The sequence below is a fragment of the Mycobacterium sp. NGS51 genome, assembly GCF_059812525.1.
Genome location: NZ_JCALCV010000007.1, coordinates 148,125 through 169,591, shown reverse-complemented (window position 1 = coordinate 169,591; position 21,467 = coordinate 148,125). Strand labels below are relative to the sequence as shown.

Here is a 21,467-nt window from a genome sequence, read left to right as displayed (position 1 = left end):
CAGAAATAGATCGGCAGCAGCGCCGGGGGTGCGCTGCTGCCGATCGTTAGGCGGTTGTCTCAGGCCGGGTTTGGTGCCCCGTTCAACACCGCCTGGATGTCGGGCTTCATGGCCACCAGTTGGCTGTTCCAGTAGCCCCAGTCGTGTGTTCCGTTGGTCGGGAAGTTGAACACACCGTTTCTGCCGCCCGCGGCCGTGTAGTTGTCGCGGAAGGCTTCGTTGGTGCGCAGCGTGAAGCTCTCCAGGAACTTGGCCGGCATGCTGTCGCCGCCCATCTCGTTGGGTGTGCCGTTACCGCAGTAGACCCACACGCGGGTGTTGTTGGCGACCAACCGCGGAATCTGGACCATCGGGTCGTTGCGTTTCCAGGCCGGATCGCTCGACGGACCCCACATGCTGTTGGCGCTGTACCCACCCGAGTCGCTCATCGCCAGCCCGATCAGCGTCGGCCACCAGCCCTCGGACGGGTTCAGGAAGCCCGACAGCGACGCTGCATACGGGAACTGCTGGGGGTAGTAGGCCGCCAGGATCAGCGCCGAACCGCCCGACATCGACAACCCGACTGCCGCGTTGCCAGTCGGTGAAACACCCTTGTTGGCCTGCAGCCATGCCGGCATTTCGCGGGTCAGGAACGTCTCCCATTTGTAGGTGTAGTTCTGACCGTTGCCCTGCGACGGCTGGTACCAGTCGGTGTAGAAGCTGGACGTTCCGCCAACCGGCATGATCACCGAAAGACCTGACTGGTAGTACTCCTCGAACGCCGGAGTGTTGATGTCCCAGCCGTTGTAGTCGTCCTGGGCGCGCAAACCGTCGAGCAGGTAGACCGCGTGCGGTCCGCCGCCTTGGAATTGCACCTTGATATTGCGGCCCATCGACGGCGAGGGGACCTGCAGGTACTCGACCGGCAGGCCCGGCTTGGAGAACGCCCCCGCGGTCGCCGAGCCGCCGACGGCGCCGACCAGGCCGGGCAACAGAGCTGCCCCGATGGCCGCGATCGTCAGCCGACGCGGTAAACGTGTTGCCGCGTCACGCAACTTCTCAACGAACTTCATAGCTCCTACCTATCCCAACTTTTATCTGCCGCAATATGCGGTCGAATAGCTGTCCGTCGCAGTCAAACACAGCAATGCGGCGTGTCCGGTTTGTCGCCACGGGGTGTGATGTCGCGGTTAACTAACGATTGAGCGTCGGCGCGGACTCGAAGATAACGATTACATAGCGGCGCTGACGACCGCCGCAATTCGAGCTGGTGGCAAGGTCTTTCGGTAGACGGCGCGCCGAGTTACTTGTGCACCGGGTGCAAGACCACGTCGGTCAAGGCGCCGTTGCTTGCGGTGGCGGTCATGTATGTGCATGTCGGTTGACGGCGCCGATCCGTCGGCGAACCGGGATTCAACAGTCGCAGACCGGTTTTCGTCGTGGTGTCCCACGGGATATGACTGTGGCCGAATACCAGCACGTCGGTGTCCGGATACATCCGCGACATCCGCGCCTCCCGGCCGGCCGTGGGACCGGACTCATGGACCACCGTGAACCGCAGGCCGCCGAGCACCACGTCGGCACGTTCGGGCAGCCGCGCGCGTAATGGCGGCCCGTCGTTGTTTCCCCAGCAGCCCACCAGGCGAGCGGCCGCCGACTCCAGCTTTTCCAGCAGGTCAACTGCTACCCAATCGCCGGCATGCAGGACGACGTCGGCGGCTCTCACCTCTTCCCATATCCGTGCCGGCAGGTCGCGGGCGCGCATTGGGACATGTGTATCGGCGAGCAGCAGTAGCTTAGTTATCGTCGCTGCGGGCCTCCGCTCCGGTTTCGCCGACGTCGAGGGCGTCATCGGGGTCTGTCCGCCCGACATACGTGCCGTCGTCCTCGTCGTCGCCCGCGCGTGAGCGAGCCTCGTGCTCTTCAGGCTCCACGTCCGTTTCGTTCTTATGGCCCTTCGATTCGGCCATGTCGTCGTCCTTCCACTGCCCTAGCGCTAGTCAACAGCGTGACTACCCGCCTCGGAATCCGACCGAAACACCCAGAGCATGGGATGCCAGTATTGAATGGCAGCCAAGCAGAGGAGACCACCGCATGCGCACCTTCGAGTCAGTCGCCGACCTCGCCGCCGCAACGGGGCAAAGCATCGGGCAAAGCGAGTGGGTGACCATCACGCAAGAAGACGTCAACCTGTTCGCCGACGCGACCGGGGACCATCAGTGGATTCACGTCGACCCGGAACGAGCGGCCAGTGGGCCGTTCGGCAAAACCATCGCCCACGGCTTCATGACGCTGGCTCTGCTGCCCCGGCTCCAACACCAGATTTACACGGTCAACGGCATCAAGCTCGCCGTCAACTACGGCCTGAACAAGGTTCGGTTCCCCGCACCGGTGCCGGTCGGGTCAAGGGTTCGTGCCCAAAGCACGCTGGTCGGTGTCGAGGACCTTGGCAAGGGTGCGGTACAGGCGACAATGTCGACCACCGTCGAGATCGAGGGGTCCGAAAAGCCGGCGTGCGTGGCTGAGAGCATCGTTCGATACATCTCGTAGGCTCAGGCTATGGACGCTGAACTGGCATCCTGGCTAGCCGCCGGACAGCATTTTGACTACCTCGGCTTTGACATCTTCTACCGCATGGAAGGCAGCGGACCTCCACTGCTGCTGATCCACGGTTATCCGTTCAACTCCTTTGACTGGGAACCGATCTGGTCAACATTGACGCAACGTTTCACAGTCGTTGCACCGGACATGATGGGCATGGGCTTCTCGGCAAAGCCCGTCGCTTACGAATACACAGTGCACGACCACGCCGACATGCACGAGGCGCTGTTGGACCGCCTGGGAATCGGCAACGCGCACATCATGGCGCACGACATCGGCGACTCGGTGGGCCAGGAACTGCTGGCCCGTCACGAGTTCGGTCAGCCCGCCTATGGCGAGTTGAGCATCGACTCAATCACCTGGCTCAACGGCGGCATGTTCGTCGAGACCTACACGCCGCGAGCGGCGCAGAAACTGATGTCCCGGACTCCGTTGGGTGACATCTTCAGTCATGTGCAAAACAGCCCGCTGTCTCGTCGACTCTTGGAACCGACGCTGCGTGAGATGTTCGGCCCGAACACCAAACCGACACGGCACATGATGGACGTGTTCAACCAGATCTTGGATTACAACGACGGCCGCCGCGTGCTGCACAAGGTCGGCCGCTTCATCAACGACCGCTACACGCATCGGAACAGGTGGGTACGTGCGATGCGCCAGACCGCGGTTCCGATGCGGTTGATCGACGGGCCGGTCGACCCCAACTCCGGCGCGCACATGGCGCGCCGCTACGCGGAGGTGATACCCCACCCCGACGTGGTGATGCTCGCCGACGACGTCGGGCACTGGCCGCAACTCGAAGCGCCCGATGCCGTGCTGACCCACTTTCTGGCCCATATCGACCGGGTCACCACCGGCTGACCGCCGTTATGTCAGAACTCGGCGACCGCGTGCTCCAGGCGTTCGGCCAACCGGGCTTCGGCCTCGGCGCGCCGAGTGGGCAGATGCTGCGACGGGAAAGGCGTTGACACCGGTTCGTATTCGCGCAATGTGCGGCGGGCAACGGTCATCTTGTGCAGCTCGGTGGCACCGTCGGCGATACCCAATGACTCCGCGGCCAGCATCATCTTGACGAACGGCATTTCGTTGGAAACGCCGAGCGCGCCGTGCAGGTGCATGGCGCGCTGCACGACGTCGTGCAACACCTGCGGCATCGCGACTTTCACCGCCGCAATGTCACGACGCACTTTTTGGTAGTCGTGATGCTTGTCGATCAACCAGGCGGTGCGCAGCACCAGCAACCGGAACTGCTCGATCTGAATCCAACTGTCGGCAATCTTTTCCTGCGTCATCTGCAAGTCGCCCAGCCGGCCCAGCCGGGTCTGGCGCGATACCGCCCGCTCGCACATCATGTCGAAAGCACGCCGGGCCAGTGCGATCGTGCGCATTGCATGATGAACCCGGCCGCCGCCGAGTCGGGTCTGCGCAATCGCAAACGCCTGCCCTTCGCCGCCGAGCACATGGTCGGCGGGCACCCGGACGTCGGTGTAGCGGACATAACCATGGCTGCCGTGTGAATCGGTGCCGACACCCACGTTGCGGACGATCTTAAGTCCGGGCGTCTCGGCCGGCACAATGAACAGCGACATCTTGTCGCGGGTGCGGGCGTCGGGATTGGTGACCGCCATGACGATGAAAAACGTGGCGTGTTTGGCGTTGCTGGAGAACCATTTTTCGCCGTTGATCACCCAGGAGTCGCCATCACGCTCGGCGCGGGTGACGAACATCCCCGGGTCGGACCCGCCATGCGGTTCGGTCATCGAATAGCAGGAGCTGATGTCGCCGTCGAGCAGCGGCTGCAGATAGCGCGCCTTCTGCTGCTCGGTGCCGAACAGCGCGATGATTTCCGCGTTGCCCGAATCCGGCGCCTGGGAGCCGAACACCGTCGGCGCCCAGCGGGACCGGCCGAGGATTTCGTTGAGTAGCGCGAGCTTGACCTGCCCGTAGCCCTGGCCGCCGAGTTCGGGTGTCAAATGCGCGGCCCACAGTCCGTGGTCCTTCACCTGCTGCTGCAGCGGCCGCAGGATTGCCATCGTCTCGGGGTTCTTCTTGTCGTACGGATCGAGGGCGACCAAATCGAGCGGCTCGAGTTCGCCGACCATGAATTCTTCGACCCAGTCCAGCTTTTGCTGATATTCCGGGTCGGTTTCAAAGTCCCACATCGTCGGCCTTTCCGAAGAGTCAGGTGCGGCGGGTGTAGCGGTCCCGCAGCTTGGCCAGGGTCGCTTCGATACCGGCGGCATTACGTTTGGCCAAGCCGGCTCGCTCATAGAAGTGCAGCCGGTCCTTCACCGGTCCGGTGTCGCGGTAGTCGAACGTCTCCGTCACCTGGGTGATCGTCGGCGAGATCGCGGCGAACTCCCACCGCCAGTGATGCCCTGCCGGATGCGACCACTCGACAAGGCGGTCCCGTTCGACGGCGGTCGCGGTGCTGGTGAGCCGGTAGCGCAGTCCCCAGAACCGCATCGTGGTGGAAAATCGCGCGCCTGGCGCCAGCTGACGAGGACCGCCAACACCGGCACCGACGGTTCCTGAGCCGTCCAACTCCTGATGCCGCCGCGGATCTGCAACCAGCGCGAACAATTCCGCCGCGGGGGCGTGAACCTCGACGGTGCGGCTGACCTGATCGGGTCCGGTATCGACGGGAGTGATGGTCATGATTGCTGCCGTCCTGACGGTACATCCAACCGGTGGCCCGCCGCTAACCTGGTGCGGTGACGATCCAGGCGCGCCCGGCAGCCAAAGCCGATATCCCCGCGCTGGCACAGACTCTGGGCCGCGCCTTCTACGACGATCCGGTCGCGATGTGGATCATGCCCGACGACAGATCGCGAGCAGCGCGGCTGCATGGGTTTTTTGCCACGATGACCCGGCACCATCACCTCACCGGCGGGGGAGTCGAGGTCGCTTGTGAGGGTCCCGATATCGGCGCGGCCGCGCTGTGGGATCCGCCGAACCGGTGGAAGCACTCGCTTGGTGAGCAACTCGCGATGTTGCCGTCGCTGGTTCGGGGCTTCGGTTTACGGCTGACGGTTGGCCGCAGGCTCGCCGAACTGCTGGACTCGATGAAGCGCCAGCACCCCGAAGATCCGCACTGGTATCTGGCCACCATCGGAAGCGACACGACGGTCCGCGGGCGCGGGTTCGGCCAGCGCCTGATGCGTTCACGGCTCGATCGTTGCGACGCCGAGCACTGTCCGGCGTATCTGGAATCCAGCAAACCCGACAACGTGCCGTACTACGAGCGTTTCGGCTTCACCGTCACCGGCGAGATAGTGCTGAGCAACGGCGGGCCGACGCTGTGGCCGATGTGGCGGGCGCCGCAGTAGCCGGGCCTCTCCGCTGAATTGCCGAAGCCCGTTTAGAGCGTGGAGTCCACGGGCAACCGTTGACCATGCCTACCGACCAAGCCGGCGACCTCGTCGACCCATCGGATTTCCCAGAAGAAGGCGGACCGGGCGACACGCTGAACCCGAGCGAATCGACCGACTCCGACGAGGTCCGCAACGACGACGGCGACATCGTCGTCGACCCGCCGGAGCACTGGAGCGAGGCCGACAAGTTCGGGATGACCGAACGCGAGGAGGAAGAGGGCGAATCCCTCGACGCCAAACTCGCCGCCGAGGAACCCGATGTGCCCGCCGACGGCGTCCCCGATGACCGGGGTCCGCACCGCGCACACCGGAGCCAGATCGATGGCACACCGGAGGACGGCGACTCGCTCTACGACGTCGTCGACGAGTGAGCAGTGTCCTGCAGCGTCACCCGAAATTGCATTGTCCGATAGGGCCAACCGCGGGCGGTATTCCACTGCGACACCACCAGCCCGACGCCGCGTGCGACATCCAATCGGGAACCGGGCAAGACGTATCCGCCGTACAACTGCGCGACGCGGTTGCGACTGTGATCTTCGGAGTCCCAGGCATCCCCGACGACCGGTAGCTGCAGCGGTGAATTCCTCACCGCGGTAGGAGAGTTGAGCACCCGGTAGCCCAGCGCGTACTTCGACGACAGAAAGCCCCCGAGGACCCATGTGCCGGGCGCGAGCCGTCGCAACGACAGCTCGCCCCAGGTTTCGCCGTCGGGGGTGATCGGAGTCGGTCTGCTGCCCCACGACCAGCGCCCCGCGCGGTAACCCCACGCGACGTATTTGGACCGCATACCGATGTGGTCCGGGCGGACCCGTCGCACGATGATGCCTTTGTCGCGCTGAAACCCGGTCGAGGCGACATACACCCAGCCGTCGTCGGGATCGTAGTCCCAGGACCAGCATTGTGCGTGACCGTGATGCAGGTCGGCTGGGAATCGGGCACCGAGGCGACGCCACGAAATTGCGTTGTCGTCGGATCTCCACACCTCGGTCCACACGACATTGCCGAAACCGCGGTTGACGATGGCGTGCAGGTAGAGGGCGTCGTCCACCCGCAGTAGATCCGACGGGATCACGGTGCTGATGCCGCGGCGTGGTCCGGCACCGTCGTGGTGCCGGTAGTGCCACAACTGGCGGGCATAATCAGGATCGTCGCCGCCGGCGCGGTGGTATCGGATCCGATGAGCAGCATCCCCGGTGCCGATCAGGACCACCGGTGATCGCCAATCGCCGAGGCCAACCTTGTTGCCGGAGAAGGTATCTCCGAACACCGACACCAGCGTGCCGTTAGGTGCGAGCACCGATGCGCCCAGATCCGCACAGGTAACCCCCCATCGGTCGGTGAGACCCGGACCAGTGAGGTCGGCCAGCTTGCCGTCGGCGCGCCGACGCGAGCTCAGCTCGACCACGGCGTGACCGGCCGTTCTTGGTGCTGACCGTCGACGATGACATCCACCTTCTCGTTGAAGAAGGCGATGCGGTCTCGCACCGGTTCGGCCTCACGCAGCGGCGCGGGGTACGTCCAGGCCAGGTCGCGCAAGCCGTCACGAACAGACAGGTACGACGCGCGGCCTTTGTATGCGCAATAGGTGACGGTGTCGGTCGGTTCGAGGTCGACGACGACGTCTGCGCGCGGCAGGTAGTACCGGATCGGCAGCAGCGTCTCGAACAGCAACAGCGCTCGCGACGATTCGGCCAGCAGCCGGCCGTGGTGTTCGATCCGGACAGGTTGGGTGCTGGACAAGATGTCGATCCGTTTGAAGGGGTCATGCGGGTGAGCCACGATGGGCTCGTCCTCCTCGTGCCAGTCAAAGGCGCTGAAATCGAGGATGAGATAACCGGCCAGATCGGGGTCGTCGCTTCGAACTGCGGTAGCAGGATCCAACTTCGCCAAGACATCGGAGTCCGGTACTGCGTACGTCGGGACCACCCGGCCTGGCTCCCAGACCAACCGTCCATTCCGCGTGTCGGCGACTAACTCGTCGGCGAGGTAAACCCGCAGCCGCTTATCGGTGGGTTCGTAGCGCAGCGACCCGAGTGCAGTGCCGAGCAGATCCCGCATCTTGATGGCCATTGACCCATCATCACCCCGGCTCGACTACGGGTGGCTGCGCCAGCCCGCGACCCCCACGGCGATCATCCGCAACTGCTTGACCGCGGTCCGGCGGATCTCGTCAATGGCCTCGGCGCCCTGCGCGTCCTCGATCGCCTCGGCGATCACGATCATCGAGTTGACGAACAAGGTGGCCAGCACATTGAGGTCTTCGGTGCTCCACGTGTTCGGCCCGTTGAAGCGGGCGAGGTCGGTGGCCAGTTCCGAGGTGAGCAGCCGAAGTTCGGTGCGGATCGCGTACCGCAACACGGTGACGCCGCTGGAGCGCTCCCGGTAGATGAACCGCCAGTGCTCGCGCTTGTCGGTGATGCTGGCGATCACGATCTCGACCGACGACTCGATCACCCGATTGGGGTCGAGTTTGCCGGCCCGGGCGCCGCGCAGCATGTCGCGCAGGGTTCGAAACGACTCGTCGATCAGCACCAGGCCCAGCGCTTCCATCGACTCGAAATGACGGTAGAACGCTGCCGGCACGATCCCGGCCTCCCGGGTCACCTCACGCAGGCTGAGGCTGCCGAAACCGCGGTCGCTGAGCAGTTTGAGCGCCGAGGCGATGATGGCACGCCGGGTCGCCTCCTTGCGCTCCTCGCGGGAGGGACTGTCCCGGGTACGTCCACGGCCCGACCGGTGCGGCCGCGAACTGGGCGTACGGTCGTTCACCGTGTGAACCCTACCACAATACAGCTCAGATGCTTGACGACCTGCGGCATCCGGTCGCACGGTGTACATATGTTCACTCAAACTTTGTCGAAGCGGATGCTAGGTTCCGGCCTGGCCGACCTGCTCGCCGGTCCGCACGGCGTTGACCGGTACACCGAGATTCTGACCCCGACCTGGACGCGGGGCGAGGCACGCGCCAAGGTCATCGACGTGCGGCGGACCACTCCGCGCAGCGTCACCCTCGTCCTGGCGCCCAACCCGGCGTTCGACACTATTGGCGGCGCCCGCCGAGCTGGCCAGTACGTCAACGTCGCCGTCGAGGTCAACGGCCGCCGACATGTCCGTTGCTACTCACCGGCCAACGCCGAGGGCACGTCGCATCTCGAGCTGACGATCGGTCATCACGACGGCGGGGTGGTTTCCACCTACCTGTACAAGCACGCCCGGCCCGGGATGGTGGTGGGCCTGGACGGCGTGGCCGGCGACTTCGTGCTGCCGACACCGCGGCCTCGGCGCATCCTGCTCGTCTCCGGCGGCAGCGGCATCACGCCCGTGATGGCAATGCTGCGCACCCTGATCGCCGAGGGGCACGACGGGGATATCGCGTTCGTCCATTACGCACGTACCCCTGCCGAGGCCTGCTACCGCGACGAGCTCGCCGCGATGCCCGGGGTGCGGGTACTGCACGGCTACACCCGGTCGGGTGGCGGCGACCTGAATGGCCGGGTCGGGCCGGAACACCTGGCGGCCGCCATGGCCGAGCCCGACGCGGTATTCGTTTGCGGCCCAGCAGCATTGATCTCCGCAGTGCGCGAACACTGCAGCAATGTGCACGCGGAGAGCTTCGTGGCACCCACAATCGAGGTGCCCGAGAAGCCATCAGGCGGCCGGGTTTCGTTCGCCGACAGCGGAATTGATGTCATCGACGACGGCCGCCCGCTGCTGGAGCAGGCCGAGTCGGCCGGGCTCACCCCGCAGAGCGGATGCCGGATGGGCATCTGCCACACGTGCACCCGTCGCAAGGCCTGCGGTGTGGTGCGCAACCTGACCACTGGCGCCGTCTCGACCGCCCCCGACGAGGACGTGCAAATCTGCGTGTCCGTCCCGGTCGGCGACGTCGATATAGCGCTCTAGCGATAAGGAGCAGTCATGTCACAGCCCAAGATCACCCTGACCCCCGAGCAGGCCGAGGAATTTGGCCGCGAGCTCGACGCAATCAAAGAGCGCGTGATGGCCGACCTCGGCCAACGCGACGCCGACTACATCCGCCGGGTCATCAAAGCGCAGCGCGCGCTTGAGGTCGGCGGACGCGCGCTGCTGTTCGCCGGCATCCTGCCGCCGGCCTGGCTGGCCGGTACCGCGATGCTTGCGGTGTCGAAAATCCTCGACAACATGGAAATCGGCCACAACGTGATGCACGGTCAATACGACTGGATGCGCGATCCCGCGATCTCGGGGCGGGCCTTCGAATGGGACACCGCTTGCCCCGCCGACCAGTGGCGTCACTCGCACAACTACATGCACCACACCTACACGAACATCGTGGACATGGATCGCGACATCGGCTACGGCATCTTACGGATGAGCGAAGACCAGCCCTGGCGGCCGTACTTCCTCGGCAATCCGCTCTACGCATTCCTGCTGATGGTGCTGTTCCAGTACGGCGTCGCGCTACACGAACTGGAGACCGAGCGCATCCGCGCCGGCGAGATCAGTTTGGCCGACAAACGTGAGATCCTGCAGGGCATTTGGCGCAAAACACGCCGCCAGATGTTGAAGGACTACGTGGCCTTCCCGCTGTTGGCCGGGCCCTTCGCTCCATTCGTGTTCGCGGGCAACCTGTCGGCCAACCTGATCCGCAACGTGTGGTCCTACATGATCATCTTCTGCGGTCATTTCCCGGACGGCACGCAAGAATTCTCCATCGAGGAGACGCAGAACGAGTCTCGCGGCATGTGGTATTTCCGGCAGGTCCTCGGCTCGGCAAACCTCACCGGCGGCAAGCTCTTCCACCTGTTGTCCGGCAACCTGTCGCATCAGATCGAGCACCATCTGTTCCCGGACATGCCGGCGCGGCGCTACGCGGAGATCGCGCCGCAGGTGCGGGAGATCTGCCAGCGCTACGGCATCCCGTACAACGCAGGGTCACTGCCGCGGCAGTTCGCCACCGTGGTGCGCAAGATCGTCAGATTGGCTGTGCCGCCGAAGAAGCACGACGTTGAGGCTGCCCCAGAGGCCGTCGCCGCCTAACGCCGAAATTGCGCTCAGGGTTGTGGTTTTCGCGAAATCACGACCCTACGCGCAATCTCGACGCCTGATACGCTGCCAAGCCATGGTGAGTATGCCCGCACTCGACGGCGTTGAGCACAGGTTTGTCGACTTGGCTGACGGCGTCACCATCCACGTCGCCGAGGCCGGCCCGGCTGACGGGCCGCCGGTGATGCTGGTCCACGGCTTTCCGCAGAACTGGTGGGAGTGGCACGCGATGATCGGGCCGTTGGCCGCCGACGGTTACCGGGTGTTGTGTCCGGATCTGCGCGGGGCGGGCTGGAGTTCGGCGCCGCGTTCGCGCTACTACAAAAGTGAAATGGCCGACGACCTGGCGGCCGTGCTGGATCGGCTGGGCGTCGGGCCGGTCAGGCTGGTCGCCCACGACTGGGGTGGGCCGGTCGCGTTCATCATGATGCTGAACCATCCGACGAAGGTGTCCGGGTTCTTCGGCCTCAACACCTCGGCGCCCTGGGTGACTCGCGATCTCACGACAATTGTGGACGTGTGGCGATTCTGGTACCAGATCCCGATCGCGCTGCCACTCATCGGTCCGCGGGTGCTCGGCAGTGCGAAGGGGCGCTACCTCCGGACAATGCTCGGGTGGGGCGGATCCGCAGTGCCCAAGGACGATGTCCGCATGTACGTCGAATGCATGCAGGAACCGGGGCATGCGGTTGCGGGATCGCGGTGGTATCGCACATTCCAGACCAGCGAAATGCTGCGGTGGCTGCGGGGCGAATTCGACGACACCCGCGTCGACGTCCCGATCCGCTGGCTGCACGGCACCGGCGACCCGGTGCTTACGCCGGAGTTGCTTCGCGGCTACGCCGACCGCGCAAGCGATTTCGAGGTCGAGTTGGTCGACGGAGTCGGCCACTGGATCGTCGAGGAGCGCCCCGATCTGGTGTTGGACCGGCTGCGCAAATTCCTCAAACTTTGAGCCGCGTACTGCTCAATCGACGCCGATCGTCACCTCGGTCGCCTTGATGAACACCGTCGCCGGCTGACCGGCCTTGAGGCCGAGATTGACCGCGGCGTCTTTGGTAATCGAGGAGGTGACGACCTGGTCGCCGCCATCGAGTCGAACTTTCACGGTCGCCATCACGCTGCCGAGGTCGACATCGTCGATCGTCCCGGTGAGCTGATTTCTGGTTGATAGCCGCATCGCAGGCCTCCCATTCATCGGTGATCTCCGAGGAAGCCTAAGCGGGCGCATCGGCCGGCGTTAGCGTTTCAGCGGCGGCGAGCACCCAGCAGTGCCACCGACGCGTCCACTGCGGGCGCAACGATCTCGCGCACATCCGTGCCGTCTTCGACGGCAAGCGCGGTCAGTTCGCGCAGGCCGCCCAACAGGATTACCGCCATCGACGGTGTCAGCGGTGCCAGATCGAAGCGGCGGAATCCGGCACTGCCACTGAGGTCGACCAGCAGAGTGCTCAACAGCTCCAGACCGCGCCGTTGGACCGGCCGGGCGACCGTGCCAAGCGATGGAAACTCCCGAATCCAACTCAACGTGAGCGCCGGCCGCGACTCGATGTGGCTGACGTAGGCCTCGACCGCCTGCCGGATCTGGTCGCCCCAGTCGGCTTCCGAATCAACGGCCGCCCGGATATCGTCGCCGAGCTTCTTGTTGTCGGCTTCCAACAGTTCGAGGAAACACTGTTCTTTACTGAGGAATTGGTCATAGAAGGTGCGTTTCGACGTGCGGGCATGCCGGACGATGTCGGCAACGGTGGTGGCGCGGTAGCCGCGCTCGCCGATCGAGGCGGCAAGGCCGTCGAGTAGCCGACGCCGAAACGGGTCGATCTCAAGACTCGCCGCGTCGTGGACCACTGCTGTCACGACCGCACCTCCTCTCGATGAACCCTTGCCAGCCGTTGGTACCACACGGTACCGTACCGAAGTACACCGCGGTACCCCCGGGTACCACGCCGATGTTGGGAGTGCACCTGTTATGAGCTCCGCGCAGACCGAAGTGACCGCCGAGGAGCGGGCGGTCAAACTCCCGCCGGGGCCACATATACCAAAAGGTTTGCAGGGCACAGCTTTTGTCATCTCACGGCGACGGACCATCCAGCAGATGGGGCGTCGGTACGGCGACATCTTCACGCTGAACGTCCCGGTGTACGGCCGAACCGTGGTGGTGGCCGAGCCACAGCTGGCCAAGCAGGTCTTCACCACCAATCCGGACGATCTCGGCAATATTCAGCCCAACCTGAGCCGGTTCTTCGGACCGGGTTCGGTGTTTGCCCTCGACGGTGATGGCCACCGCCTGCGACGCCGACTACTGGCCCCGCCGTTTCACGGCAAGAGCATCAAGAACTACGAGACGATCATCGAAGAAGAGACGCTGCGCGAAACGGCCGGCTGGCCGGAGGGCACGTCGTTCCCCACGCTGCCCTCGATGATGCGCATCACGCTCAACGCCATCCTGCGCGCGGTTTTCGGCGCCGAGGGCGCCGAGCTCGACACGTTGCGGCGCATCTTCCCGCCGTGGATCACCTTGGGCTCGCGATTGGCGACACTGCCCCAACCCTCTCGGACCTACGGGCGCTACAGCCCGTGGGGGCGGCTGGCGGAATATCGGCGCCAATACGAGGACGTCATCGACAAGCTGATCGCCGACGAGCGCGCCGACCCGAACTTCGAGGATCGGACCGACGTGCTGGCGTTGATGTTGCGCAGCACCTACGAAGACGGTTCAGCCATGTCGCGCAGTGATATCGGCGACGAGTTGCTGACCCTCCTGTCTGCCGGACACGAAACCACCGCCTCGACGCTGGGCTGGGCATTCGAACGACTGAGTCGGCATCCCGATGTGCTGACAGCGTTGGTGACAGAGGCCGAGAGCGACGACAACGAACTGCGTCAGGCGACGATCCTCGAAGTGCAGCGCAACCGGACGGTCATCGATCTGGCCGGCCGACATGTCTACGCGCCGGCGTACGAGCTGGGCGAGTGGGTCATTCCGCGTGGTTCGTCGATTTTGGTCAGTATCGCGCAGCTGCACGCCGACGCTGACGTCTTCCCAGACCCGGGGCGCTTCGACCCGCAACGTTTCATCGACAGCAAGCCGTCCAGCTTCGCGTGGATTCCATTCGGCGGTGGCGCGCGCCGCTGCGTGGGCGCCGTGTTCGCCAACATGGAGATGGATGTGGTGCTGCGAACAGTGTTGCGCCACTTCACGATTGCGACTACCAGCGCGCAGGGCGAACCATGGCACTCCCGTGGCGTTGCCTTTACGCCGAAGAACGGCGGACGCGTGGTGGTGCATCGCCGTCAGCACTGATTAGGCTGTGCGGCCATGACCAGTGACGCCGGCGAAGTTGTGGACATGATGAATAACGCGATGGCATCCACCATTCCGATCGCGCACAAAATGGGCGTGCAGGTTGTCGATGTCCGGCGTGGTTTCGCGGCCACGACCGTCCCCGCCGAGGGCAACGGGAACCATTTCGGCGTCATGTACGCCGGCGTGCTGTTCACCGTGGCCGAAGTCCTCGGCGGAATCATCCCGCTGAGCACCTTCGATACCGCCAAGTACTTCCCGCTGGTCAAGAGCATCGAGATCCACTTTGTCGCGATGGCCAAGACCGCGGTACGGGCCGAAGCGACGCTTGACGACGAAACGATCGACCGCGTCGAAGCCGAAGCTGCCGAGCACGGCAAGGCCGATTTCACCCTCGACGCGGTCGTGACCGACGCTGCCGGTCAGACCGTCGCCACCACCCGCGGCCTCTACCAGCTACGGACGCACCGCAAATAGCGGCCCTGACGAGCTAGTCCACGCTGGCGCGCCGCGGCAGCTTCCAGTCGGCGCGGGGGAAGTGGCAGGTATATCCACCCGGGAAGCGTTCCAGGTAGTCCTGGTGCTCCGGCTCGGCCTCCCAAAAATCCCCTGCCGGGCTGACCTCGGTTACCACCTTGCCCGGCCAGAGACCCGACGCCTCGACGTCGGCGATGGTCTCCTCAGCAATCCGCTTCTGCTCCTCGTCGAGGTAGAAGATCGCCGAGCGGTAGCTGGTCCCGACATCGTTGCCCTGCCGGTTCTTGGTGGTCGGGTCATGGATCTGGAAGAAAAACTCCAGCAGCGTGCGATAGTCCGTGCGCGCCGGGTCGTAGTCAATCTCGATGGCCTCGGCGTGGCCGGGATGATTGCGGTAGGTGGCGTTGGCGTTTTGGCCGCCGGTGTAGCCCACCCGGGTCGAAACCACGCCGGGTTGCTTGCGGATCAAATCCTGCATGCCCCAAAAGCAGCCGCCGGCCAGGATCGCTCGGTTAGTAGTCGTCATGATTGCCCTCCTGACTCGAGCATAGGAACCGCTCGACAAACATCAATAGAACGTGTTCTAGTTTTGGCGTGACAACCCGCATCTTCACTCGCGACGAACTCTCCGCCGCCTTCGAAACGTTCGAGCAGACGGTCAAGCGTGCCGCCGAGACGAAGGACTGGGACGCCTGGGTGGAGCATTACACGCCCGACGTCGACTACATCGAGCACGCGGCCGGAACCATGAAAGGCCGTGACGAGGTGCGTGGCTGGATCCGTAAGACGATGACGACGTTCCCGGGCAGCCACATGACCGCCTTCCCGTCGTTGTGGTCGGTCATTGACGAGCCCACCGGTCGGGTCATCTGCGAGTTGGACAACCCGATGGCCGACCCCGGTGACGGCACGATCATCAGCGCGACGAACATTTCGATCATCACCTACGCCGGAGACGGCCAGTGGTGCCGCCAAGAAGACATCTACAACCCCCTGCGTTTCGCCCAGGCGGCGCTGAAGTGGTGCAAGAAAGCGCAGGCGCTCGGCACGCTCGACGACGACGCGGCCCGGTGGCTGGACCAGTACGGAGGACAATCATGAACGCACCGCCGAAACTGGTCATCGGCGCCAACGGATTCCTGGGCTCGCATGTCACCCGCCAACTCGTCGCCGACGGTGCCGACGTGCGGGCCATGGTGCGACCCACGGCCAACACCCGCGCCATCGACGACCTGACCGTCACCCGCTTCCACGGCGACGTCTTCGACACCGCCACGCTGCGCGAAGCGATGGACGGCTGCGACGTCGTCTACTACTGCGTCGTCGATACACGTGCCTGGCTGCGTGACCCGTCGCCACTGTTCCACACCAATGTCGAGGGACTGCGCAACGTGCTGGACGTCGCGAAGGACGCCAACTTGCGGCGGTTCGTCTTCACCAGCAGCTATGCGACGGTCGGCCGCCGACACGGCCACGTGGCCACCGAAGAGGACCAGATCAATCGTCGCGGACTCACCCCGTATGTCCAATCTCGGGTCCAGGCCGAAGATTTGGTGCTGCGATATGCAACCGAGGCCGGCTTGCCCGCCGTCGCGATGTGTGTCTCGACGACATACGGCAGCGGTGACTGGGGGCGCACCCCGCATGGCGCCTTCATCGCAGGAGCGGTGTTCGGCAAGCTGCCGTTCCTGATGAACGGCATTCAACTGGAAGTTGTCGGCGTGGATGATGCCGCCAGGGCGTTGATTCTGGCCGCCGACCGCGGACGCAATGGGCAGCGGTACCTGATCTCCGAACGGATGATTGCGTTGAAGGAAGTCGTGCGCATCGCCGCAGACGAAGCCGGTGTGCCCCCGCCGCAGCGCTCGATCTCGGTACCCGTGCTCTACGCGCTGGGCGCAATGGGCAGCCTCAGAGCCCGGCTCACCGGGAAAGACGCCGAGTTGAGCTTGGCGTCGGTGCGGATGATGCGCGCCGAAGCCGACGTCGACCACGGCAAGGCGGTCCGCGAATTGGGTTGGCAGCCAAGGCCAGTCGAGGAATCCATCCGCGAAGCAGCCCGGTTCTGGGTGGAGTTGCGAAACGCCAGAGGCAAGAGCACCACTGCGGGCTGAACACCGCGCCGACCGCTGTTCAAAACGTCCACAGCGCCCGGTGCGTGGCTAGCGTCGGATGGGTGACCACCGAAAAAGTTCGCGCAGACCTGAGCGGCGCCCCGCAGACCATGCTGGCGACCCTGTACGCCAAGGCGCTCGACGCCGACTTCGACAATCCGATCCTGGGGGATCGCTACGCCAAGGCCGTCGTCGAACGCATCGACTACGACTGGACAAAGACCACGATCACCGCCCGCCGGGCCCCGTCGGTGACGACGCGCTCCGCACATTTCGACAACTGGACACGTCAATTTCTGGACGCACATCGACAGGCGGTGGTGCTGCACGTCGGCTGCGGCCTGGACAGTCGGTTCTGGCGGGTGCGGCCCGGTCCCGAGGTCGACTGGTATGACATCGACTATCCCGATGTGGCCCGGCTACGCACCCAGCTCTACCCAGCCGGCGACCACTATCACGTCGTCGCCGCCTCGGTCACCGATCCGGCCTGGTTGGCGGGCATTCCCGACGACCGGCCCACCCTGATGATCGGCGAAGGCCTGACCATGTATCTGACCGAGCACGACGGCATCGCGTTGCTGCGTCGGGTGGTCGAGCGGTTCGGCCGCGGCGAGCTGCAGTTCGACGGGTTCAACTGGCTCGGTATCAAGTCGCAGGTGCTCAATACCGTCGTGCGCCGCTCGGGATCGACCCTGTCCTGGGCAATCAACGGTCCCGGCGACATCCTCGACGCCGTCCCCGGGGTACGGCTGGTGGCCCGGCAGCGGTGGTTTGAGTCGTTCACGTTCGCACAGCTGCCGCGCTCATCCCAGTTGATGGGCAAAGCCATGGCAGTGATTCCGGCGGTTGCGAACATGGCGCAGTATCACCGGTACGCATTCGGAAGCGCCTGAGGGCGGGGGAATCTTCTCCGCCACCGGGTGTTGCAACTCCTATCCACACCTGAGGAGACGTCACCATGAGCCACCGGCCTGTCTTAGAACCCAGCACCGGACACCCGATCACGATCACGCCGACCGCGGGCCGGGTGCGGGTCCGGGTCAACGGGGAGATCGTTGCGGACACCAGCGCAGCGCTTGGGCTGCGTGAAGCCACTATCCCTGTAGTGCAATACATTCCGTTCGATGATGTGGCGCAAGAGCTGCTGACCCGCACCGACACCACCACCTACTGCCCGTTTAAAGGTGAAGCCAATTACTACAGCGTGCGGACCGCAGCCGGCGACACCGTCGACGACGTGATCTGGACCTACGAGCAGCCCCATCCCGCGGTCGCAGAGATTGCCGGTCATGTCGCGTTTTACGCCGACAAGGCCGACATCAGCGTCGAGGCTGATTAAGGCCCGCTATGGGCCGACGGCGTCGAACACCTGCGCCGCCAACCGGGTGTCGCTGTATTCGCGCAATGACGTGATCAGCCCATCCCGGGTTTCGACGATGAAGACATACGGGCTGTCGTAGCGCCTCCCGTCCGCGGTGACGCCGTCGCCCTGCGCCTCGACCACCACGCTTTCGCCGTCGTTGACGCATTGGATGAGCTCGAGATCGATCTCGACATGGCGTTTGCGTCGCTCGATCTCCTGCCACAGCGCCGCTTTGTCGATCGACTGGCGGGTGATGATGCTCCAGTAAGTGAAATCGTCGCTTAACAACGCGAAGCATTCGTCGACGTCCGCGCTATCACAGAGGCACTGCAAGAACATCCACGCCAGTTCGGCCTGCGGATCGTCGAACGGGGTGGTCACAATCGCCATCCTGTCGCGGAAGACGGGTGAGGGTCAATCGTCAGCGGCTGAACCTATGATCACCGTAAGTGAAAAGCGCTCGCACCGTCACATTCCCTGGTGTGGTCAGCCCCGAGATCACGCTGGCGCCGCTGCGTCGGGGCCCGGGCGATCCGTGTTTTCAGGTTGCCGACGACGGTGCGATCTGGCGCACCAGCCTGCTGTCCACCGGCCCCGTCACCGCGCGGATCAGCCGGGCCGCGTCGGATGCCGTCGATTGCACCGCATGGGGAAGCGGCGCTGCGGAGTTCCTCGACGCGTTGCCGGCCCTGCTGGGCGCCGACGATGACGCGTCGGATTTCGTACCGCGCGACCCCACGGTGGCCGCCGCGCACCACCGGGTTCCGCACCTGCGGCTAGGGCGCACCGGGCAGGTGCTCGAAGCGCTCATCCCGGCGGTCCTCGAGCAGCGGGTTCCCGGCGCGGACGCCTTCCGGTCCTGGCGAGTGCTGGTGACCAAGTTCGGGACACCGCCGCCGGGGCCGGCGCCGAAACGCATGCGGGTGGCGCCGTCCGCCGAAGCGTGGCGGCGCATCCCCTCATGGGAGTTTCACCGCGCCAACGTCGACCCCGGGCGGGCTCGCACCGTCGTCGGCTGCGCGCGACGAGCGTCATCGCTGGAACGGCTGATGTCACGACCGGCAGCCGACGCGCGCGAAGCGCTGACGTCGTTGCCGGGTGTCGGCATCTGGACTGCGGCCGAGACCGCGCAGCGCGCGTTCGGCGACCCCGATGCGCTCTCCGTGGGCGACTATCACGTTCCCAAAATGATCGGCTGGACGCTGCTGGGGCACCCGATCGCCGACGACGTCATGGTCGAGTTGCTGGAGCCGATGCGGCCGCATCGGCACCGGGTGGTCCGCCTGCTCTATGCCAGCGGATTGGCCTACGAGCCGCGGCGCGGGTCGCGGCTTCCGGTGCAGAACATTCGCTCGCTCTAAACGCCCGGGTGGTTACCCGCGGCGGCCATCGGGTATCCGGTGCCGGAAGTGACCGTGTCCGAACGACCTAGGGAGCAATCGATGACGCAGTTCACTATCCCCGGCCTGACCGACAAGCAGGGCGCCCAGGTGGCCGAGCTGCTGCAGCGGCAGCTGAGCACCTACAACGATCTTCACTTGACCCTCAAGCACGTCCACTGGAATGTCGTCGGGCCCAACTTCATTGGTGTGCACGAAATGATCGATCCGCAAGTGGAATTGGTGCGCGGTTATGCCGACGAGGTGGCCGAGCGCATCGCTGCTTTGGGCGGTTCGCCGCAGGGCACGCCCGGCGCGATCATTCGCGATCGCAGCTGGGACGACTATTCGGTCGGTCGTGACACCGTGCAGGCACATCTGGCCGCGCTCGACGTGGTCTACACCGGCGTGATCGAAGATGTTCGCCGAGCGATCGATGAGACCGAGGAACTGGACAAGGTCACCCAGGACATCCTGATCGACCACGCCGCCGAGCTGGAGAAGTTCCAGTGGTTTGTGCGGGCACACCTGGAGAATGCCGGCGGCAAGCTGGCGCACGAGGGCTCGCCCACCGAACGCGGCGCCGCCAGCGCGGCGCGCAAGAAAACCTGACCGATGGAATAATCGGACCGTAGTCCGGTTATAGCGGGTAGCTCTACCGCAAGGAGGTACCGTTGCCCGCCGTAACCGCTGACACCTTGACCCTGCCGCGAGCGCCTGCCGCGGCGCCCACTGATACCGAACGACCGGTCAGGTCGATCACCTCAGGCCCACGCGGCTACGAGGGTGAGGGATTTCCCGTCGTCCGGGCGTTCGCCGGGGTCAGCACAGCGGCGCTGGACCCGTTCGTGCACATGGACCAGATGGGCGCCGTCGAGTACTTACCTGGCGAACCCAGAGGAACCGACTGGCATCCGCACCGGGGATTCGAGACGGTCACCTACATGATCGACGGCCGGTTCGCCCACCAGGATTCCCACGGTGGCGGCGGGCTGATCGGTGACGGCGCAACCCAATGGATGACGGCGGGTTCGGGCATCCTCCATATCGAGACTCCGCCCGCTGAATTGGTCGAGAGCGGGGGAACTTTCCACGGCATCCAACTGTGGGTGAACCTGCCGAAAGTGCATAAATTTGCCGCGCCCCGCTATCAGTCCATCGAGGGCAACGACGTCAAACTGCTGGCATCCGAGGACGGCGGAGCGCTGATCCGCATCATCGCCGGCGACATTGACGGGCACCGCGGTCCCGGCCGCACGTATACCCCGATTACCTTGGCGCACGCCACTATCGAACCTGGCGCGCGCCTGAACATCCCGTGGAAACGGGACTTCAACGCGCTGGTCTATGTGCTGTCCGGTCGGGGATCCGTTGGACCGGTGGGGCACCCCATCCAGCACGGTCAATTGGCGATCCTGGGGCCCGGCGATCGGCTGACCGTCGCCGCTGCGGCGTCCCAGGACGCGCCCGCCCCGGCGTTGGAGGTCCTGGTCCTGGGCGGCCAGCCGATTCGAGAGCCGGTGTTTCACTACGGGCCATTCGTGATGAGCACCAAGACGGAGGTGATCGAGGCGCTCGAGGACTTCCAGGCCGGCAAGTTCGGCAGCGTTCCGCCCGACGCGCTGATGCCTCACGCGTCCCGGCGCTCCCGGCTCGGCTAACTCGGAACGACCCCGGCCCCGCTCACCGGCGACCCGCGGCTGGCAAACTGATCGACGCCAGCGGACGCCGGTTGTCAACCGCTTCGGCGGGACGGTTTCCGGCGAGCAAGACCGCCGCCGGCGCGATGTATGGTACCCACCGGTGGACGTCGTTCGACGCGCGTAGAAGCGGTTTGCGCGGCGGGACTGC

At 64.9% G+C, this 21,467-nt stretch carries 28 protein-coding genes; 16 read left to right on the top strand and 12 right to left on the bottom strand.

Annotation, left to right across the window (positions count from 1 at the left end):
• Positions 1-59: 59 nt before the first annotated feature.
• From ag85C to AC5Y5W_RS11240, 3 genes are all read right to left on the bottom strand, one after another.
• Positions 60-1,052, bottom strand: coding sequence for a diacylglycerol acyltransferase/mycolyltransferase Ag85C (gene ag85C / locus AC5Y5W_RS11250; protein ID WP_499891023.1), 993 nt, complete (start codon positions 1,050-1,052; stop codon positions 60-62).
• Between the two features lie 230 nt (positions 1,053-1,282).
• Positions 1,283-1,831, bottom strand: a complete 549-nt coding sequence (locus tag AC5Y5W_RS11245) for a metallophosphoesterase family protein (protein WP_500022304.1) — start codon at positions 1,829-1,831, stop codon at positions 1,283-1,285.
• A complete protein-coding gene (locus AC5Y5W_RS11240; protein WP_500022303.1) occupies positions 1,776-1,949 on the bottom strand; it encodes a hypothetical protein in 174 nt (57 codons plus the stop codon). Before AC5Y5W_RS11240 ends, AC5Y5W_RS11245 begins: the two co-directional genes overlap by 56 nt.
• A gap of 124 nt (positions 1,950-2,073) precedes the next feature.
• Between AC5Y5W_RS11240 and AC5Y5W_RS11235 the strand changes: the two genes are divergently transcribed.
• Both AC5Y5W_RS11235 and AC5Y5W_RS11230 read left to right on the top strand, forming a co-directional pair.
• Positions 2,074-2,529 carry a MaoC family dehydratase gene (locus AC5Y5W_RS11235; RefSeq protein WP_500022302.1) on the top strand — a complete coding sequence of 152 codons (456 nt, stop codon included), beginning with the start codon at positions 2,074-2,076 and terminating at the stop codon, positions 2,527-2,529.
• Between the two features lie 9 nt (positions 2,530-2,538).
• Positions 2,539-3,441, top strand: a complete 903-nt coding sequence (locus AC5Y5W_RS11230) for an alpha/beta fold hydrolase (protein WP_500022301.1) — start codon at positions 2,539-2,541, stop codon at positions 3,439-3,441.
• Between the two features lie 11 nt (positions 3,442-3,452).
• Here the strand turns inward: AC5Y5W_RS11230 and AC5Y5W_RS11225 are convergent, their stop codons facing one another.
• The gene (locus AC5Y5W_RS11225; protein WP_500022300.1) at positions 3,453-4,742 is read right to left on the bottom strand and encodes an acyl-CoA dehydrogenase family protein; all 1,290 of its coding nucleotides are present in this window, start codon (positions 4,740-4,742) and stop codon (positions 3,453-3,455) included.
• Between the two features lie 19 nt (positions 4,743-4,761).
• Positions 4,762-5,238, bottom strand: a complete 477-nt coding sequence (locus tag AC5Y5W_RS11220) for an SRPBCC family protein (RefSeq protein ID WP_500022299.1) — start codon at positions 5,236-5,238, stop codon at positions 4,762-4,764.
• Between the two features lie 56 nt (positions 5,239-5,294).
• On the opposite strand from AC5Y5W_RS11220, the gene AC5Y5W_RS11215 reads away from it, so the two are divergent.
• Both AC5Y5W_RS11215 and AC5Y5W_RS11210 read left to right on the top strand, forming a co-directional pair.
• Positions 5,295-5,909 carry a GNAT family N-acetyltransferase gene (locus AC5Y5W_RS11215; RefSeq protein WP_500022298.1) on the top strand — a complete coding sequence of 205 codons (615 nt, stop codon included), beginning with the start codon at positions 5,295-5,297 and terminating at the stop codon, positions 5,907-5,909.
• 65 nt (positions 5,910-5,974) lie between these two features.
• The gene (locus tag AC5Y5W_RS11210) at positions 5,975-6,325 is read left to right on the top strand and encodes a hypothetical protein (RefSeq protein ID WP_500022297.1); all 351 of its coding nucleotides are present in this window, start codon (positions 5,975-5,977) and stop codon (positions 6,323-6,325) included.
• Here AC5Y5W_RS11210 and AC5Y5W_RS11205 read toward each other — a convergent pair.
• The 3 genes from AC5Y5W_RS11205 to AC5Y5W_RS11195 are packed head-to-tail and all read right to left on the bottom strand — an operon-like array spanning position 6,304 to position 8,723.
• A complete protein-coding gene (locus AC5Y5W_RS11205; RefSeq protein ID WP_500022296.1) occupies positions 6,304-7,359 on the bottom strand; it encodes a glycoside hydrolase family 183 protein in 1,056 nt (351 codons plus the stop codon). The two genes, AC5Y5W_RS11210 and AC5Y5W_RS11205, sit on opposite strands and share 22 nt — an antisense overlap.
• Entirely contained in the window at positions 7,347-8,024 is a 678-nt protein-coding gene (locus tag AC5Y5W_RS11200) for a DUF427 domain-containing protein (protein WP_500022295.1), read from the bottom strand. Before AC5Y5W_RS11200 ends, AC5Y5W_RS11205 begins: the two co-directional genes overlap by 13 nt.
• Before the next feature lie 24 nt (positions 8,025-8,048).
• A complete protein-coding gene (locus AC5Y5W_RS11195) occupies positions 8,049-8,723 on the bottom strand; it encodes a TetR family transcriptional regulator (protein ID WP_500022294.1) in 675 nt (224 codons plus the stop codon).
• A gap of 69 nt (positions 8,724-8,792) precedes the next feature.
• On the opposite strand from AC5Y5W_RS11195, the gene AC5Y5W_RS11190 reads away from it, so the two are divergent.
• The 3 genes from AC5Y5W_RS11190 to AC5Y5W_RS11180 all read left to right on the top strand — a co-directional run bounded on the left by AC5Y5W_RS11190 (position 8,793) and on the right by AC5Y5W_RS11180 (position 11,934).
• Positions 8,793-9,857 carry a ferredoxin reductase gene (locus tag AC5Y5W_RS11190; protein ID WP_500022293.1) on the top strand — a complete coding sequence of 355 codons (1,065 nt, stop codon included), beginning with the start codon at positions 8,793-8,795 and terminating at the stop codon, positions 9,855-9,857.
• 15 nt (positions 9,858-9,872) lie between these two features.
• Entirely contained in the window at positions 9,873-10,973 is a 1,101-nt protein-coding gene (locus AC5Y5W_RS11185) for a fatty acid desaturase family protein (RefSeq protein WP_500022292.1), read from the top strand.
• Positions 10,974-11,055: 82 nt separating this feature from the next.
• Positions 11,056-11,934 (top strand): alpha/beta fold hydrolase, encoded by an 879-nt coding sequence (locus tag AC5Y5W_RS11180; protein ID WP_500022291.1) that lies wholly within the window; start codon positions 11,056-11,058, stop codon positions 11,932-11,934.
• A gap of 12 nt (positions 11,935-11,946) precedes the next feature.
• On the opposite strand, the gene AC5Y5W_RS11175 is transcribed toward AC5Y5W_RS11180, so the two are convergent.
• Positions 11,947-12,159 carry a TOBE domain-containing protein gene (locus tag AC5Y5W_RS11175; protein ID WP_065014754.1) on the bottom strand — a complete coding sequence of 71 codons (213 nt, stop codon included), beginning with the start codon at positions 12,157-12,159 and terminating at the stop codon, positions 11,947-11,949.
• A gap of 68 nt (positions 12,160-12,227) precedes the next feature.
• The gene (locus tag AC5Y5W_RS11170; RefSeq protein ID WP_500022290.1) at positions 12,228-12,836 is read right to left on the bottom strand and encodes a TetR/AcrR family transcriptional regulator; all 609 of its coding nucleotides are present in this window, start codon (positions 12,834-12,836) and stop codon (positions 12,228-12,230) included.
• A gap of 112 nt (positions 12,837-12,948) precedes the next feature.
• On the opposite strand from AC5Y5W_RS11170, the gene AC5Y5W_RS11165 reads away from it, so the two are divergent.
• Together AC5Y5W_RS11165 and AC5Y5W_RS11160 are read left to right on the top strand one after the other, a co-directional pair.
• Complete coding sequence (locus tag AC5Y5W_RS11165; RefSeq protein WP_500022289.1) at positions 12,949-14,283, top strand: cytochrome P450; 1,335 nt, start codon at positions 12,949-12,951, stop codon at positions 14,281-14,283.
• A gap of 15 nt (positions 14,284-14,298) precedes the next feature.
• Positions 14,299-14,760 (top strand): PaaI family thioesterase, encoded by a 462-nt coding sequence (locus tag AC5Y5W_RS11160; RefSeq protein WP_500022288.1) that lies wholly within the window; start codon positions 14,299-14,301, stop codon positions 14,758-14,760.
• Between the two features lie 13 nt (positions 14,761-14,773).
• Here AC5Y5W_RS11160 and msrA read toward each other — a convergent pair whose 3' ends face one another.
• Positions 14,774-15,286, bottom strand: a complete 513-nt coding sequence (msrA, locus tag AC5Y5W_RS11155) for a peptide-methionine (S)-S-oxide reductase MsrA (RefSeq protein ID WP_500009450.1) — start codon at positions 15,284-15,286, stop codon at positions 14,774-14,776.
• Between the two features lie 68 nt (positions 15,287-15,354).
• On the opposite strand from msrA, the gene AC5Y5W_RS11150 reads away from it, so the two are divergent.
• The 4 genes from AC5Y5W_RS11150 to AC5Y5W_RS11135 all read left to right on the top strand — a co-directional run bounded on the left by AC5Y5W_RS11150 (position 15,355) and on the right by AC5Y5W_RS11135 (position 18,213).
• Positions 15,355-15,861 carry a nuclear transport factor 2 family protein gene (locus tag AC5Y5W_RS11150; RefSeq protein WP_500022287.1) on the top strand — a complete coding sequence of 169 codons (507 nt, stop codon included), beginning with the start codon at positions 15,355-15,357 and terminating at the stop codon, positions 15,859-15,861.
• Positions 15,858-16,874: an NAD-dependent epimerase/dehydratase family protein gene (locus AC5Y5W_RS11145; protein WP_500022286.1), complete on the top strand. Its 1,017-nt coding sequence runs from the start codon at positions 15,858-15,860 to the stop codon at positions 16,872-16,874. The genes AC5Y5W_RS11150 and AC5Y5W_RS11145 overlap by 4 nt, the downstream gene beginning before the upstream one ends.
• 110 nt (positions 16,875-16,984) lie before the next feature.
• Positions 16,985-17,767: a class I SAM-dependent methyltransferase gene (locus AC5Y5W_RS11140; RefSeq protein WP_500022307.1), complete on the top strand. Its 783-nt coding sequence runs from the start codon at positions 16,985-16,987 to the stop codon at positions 17,765-17,767.
• 65 nt (positions 17,768-17,832) lie between these two features.
• Positions 17,833-18,213, top strand: a complete 381-nt coding sequence (locus AC5Y5W_RS11135) for a DUF427 domain-containing protein (RefSeq protein ID WP_500022285.1) — start codon at positions 17,833-17,835, stop codon at positions 18,211-18,213.
• A 6-nt stretch (positions 18,214-18,219) separates the two neighbouring features.
• Here AC5Y5W_RS11135 and AC5Y5W_RS11130 read toward each other — a convergent pair whose 3' ends face one another.
• Positions 18,220-18,627 carry a nuclear transport factor 2 family protein gene (locus tag AC5Y5W_RS11130; protein ID WP_500009446.1) on the bottom strand — a complete coding sequence of 136 codons (408 nt, stop codon included), beginning with the start codon at positions 18,625-18,627 and terminating at the stop codon, positions 18,220-18,222.
• A gap of 59 nt (positions 18,628-18,686) precedes the next feature.
• Between AC5Y5W_RS11130 and AC5Y5W_RS11125 the strand changes: the two genes are divergently transcribed.
• From AC5Y5W_RS11125 to AC5Y5W_RS11115, 3 genes are all read left to right on the top strand, one after another.
• Entirely contained in the window at positions 18,687-19,598 is a 912-nt protein-coding gene (locus tag AC5Y5W_RS11125; protein WP_500022284.1) for a DNA-3-methyladenine glycosylase family protein, read from the top strand.
• Positions 19,599-19,679: 81 nt separating this feature from the next.
• A complete protein-coding gene (dps, locus tag AC5Y5W_RS11120; protein WP_500022283.1) occupies positions 19,680-20,228 on the top strand; it encodes a DNA starvation/stationary phase protection protein Dps in 549 nt (182 codons plus the stop codon).
• Positions 20,229-20,290: 62 nt separating this feature from the next.
• Entirely contained in the window at positions 20,291-21,277 is a 987-nt protein-coding gene (locus tag AC5Y5W_RS11115) for a pirin family protein (RefSeq protein WP_500022282.1), read from the top strand.
• Positions 21,278-21,467 lie beyond the last annotated feature (190 nt).